Source organism: Bacillus sp. V3B, assembly GCF_024494465.1.
Taxonomy (GTDB): Bacteria; Bacillota; Bacilli; order Bacillales; family Cytobacillaceae; genus Bacillus_BD.
In genome coordinates this window covers 1-1,877 of sequence record NZ_JAETXM010000062.1, presented here as the reverse complement: position 1 = coordinate 1,877, position 1,877 = coordinate 1, and the positions used below count along the sequence as shown (strand labels likewise).

Genomic DNA, 1,877 nt, shown 5'->3' with positions numbered 1-1,877 from the left:
GACTGTGTGCCACGAAAGCAAACGAAGTGTGCTTGAGAATCACACATAGTAAGCTATGCTGCACTTAAGATGAGAGAAGGCCTCTCGCAATCGCTATACAGGTAGAGATTGCAAACCACCCTAAGGTGCTTTAGTCAAAAGCTATGGTATTGAGCGTTAGGGAAAAGGCAGAACAAGATTTTGTCAGGTAGGTATTAAGGAGACGAAAACCATTGAACCACTGAAGAAGTATCGAAAGCGTAGAGATGTCATCAAAACTGAGGGGGAGTCGTTAACTCAGGATTAGTTCGGAGGGAACCTGTTTACTGTCCGTTCGGTGACCGGTATAAAGGTGGCGTGAACTTAATGCAGGCTTTTGTGTGGAACGTGGGAACCTACGACATGGATGCCAAGGGAGAGATTACAAGTGGAAGCCCCACAAGAATCAGAGTACCAATGCCATGTATAGGGACGGAATAACTCGTAGTAGCAATGAAATCTCCTAACGGAGATGGAGCAAAGGGGTTATGTTATTCAGTTTTATAAACAAGTCAACCATCAAATTGGGAGGAACTTATGCATAAAACAAAGCCATATGGGATATCTAAAAACATAGTATATGAAGCCTTTCTAAGAGTTAAAGCAAACAAAGGGTCAGCAGGAATTGATGAGCAGTCCATAGCAGAGTTCGAAGGAAATCTCAAAGACAATCTTTATAAAGTATGGAACCGAATGTCATCTGGAAGCTACTTTCCACCGGCTGTCAAAGCTGTAGAAATACCGAAGAAAGCTGGAGGTACTAGGACACTTGGAATTCCAACGGTTGCGGATAGAATTGCACAAATGACAGTGAAGTTATATTTCGAACCTTCGGTGGAGCCATTCTTTCATGAGGATTCTTATGGATACAGACCTAAGAAAAGTGCCATTCAAGCGATAGAGATAACTCGAAAAAGATGCTGGAAGTACAATTGGGTACTGGAATTCGATATTAAAGGTCTATTTGATAATATAGACCATGATTTATTAATGAGAGCAGTAGAAAAGCATACGCAAGTCAAATGGATTAAGTTATACATCAAAAGATGGTTAAGAGCACCTTTTCAAACGAAAGAGGGAATAAAAGAACGTACATCTGGCACACCGCAAGGTGGTGTCATAAGCCCTGTATTAGCAAATTTATTTTTACATTACACGTTTGATAAATGGATGGCTATTAATCACCCAAATAATCCGTTCGCTAGATATGCAGATGACGCAGTCATCCACTGCAAGACAGAGGAAGAAGCAAAGAAAGTGCTCAAATCCTTAAGCGAGAGGATGAACGAATGTAAACTCGAACTACATCCTTCCAAAACAAAAATTGTATATTGTAAGGATGCGGACAGGAGAGAAGATCATGAAAACATAGCGTTTGATTTTCTGGGATACACGTTCAGACCAAGGCTGTCGAAGAACAGGTGGGGAAAACATTTTGTGAATTTCACGCCAGCCATCAGTAATAAATCTAAGAAATCAATTCAGCAAAAAGTGAGAGATTGGAAACTACAATTGAAGGCTGATAAAGAGCTCATAGACCTATCAAATATGTTTAACTCAGTAATTCAAGGGTGGATTAACTACTATGGGAAGTTCTACAAATCTGAAATGTACTCCTCTTTAAGGCACATAAATAAAGCCTTAATTACGTGGGCGAGAAGGAAATATAAAAAGTTATCTCGACACAAGAAAAGGGCAGAAGATTTTCTTGGCAGAATTTCTAAACAAAATCCTAAACTCTTCAAACACTGGGATATAGGTATCAAACCTACGGCTGAATAATGGGAGCCGGATGAGCTGAGAGGTTCATGTCCGGTTCTGAGAGAGACTACTGGGGAGGTTCCAGTGGTCTACTTGCC

At 40.5% G+C, this 1,877-nt stretch carries 1 protein-coding gene; it reads left to right on the top strand.

Annotated features, from left to right (window positions below; genetic code table 11):
- The first annotated feature begins 555 nt into the window (after positions 1-555).
- On the top strand, positions 556-1,800 hold the full coding sequence (gene ltrA, locus JMM81_RS22490; protein ID WP_256243793.1) for a group II intron reverse transcriptase/maturase: 1,245 nt from the start codon (positions 556-558) through the stop codon (positions 1,798-1,800).
- Positions 1,801-1,877: the final 77 nt, after the last annotated feature.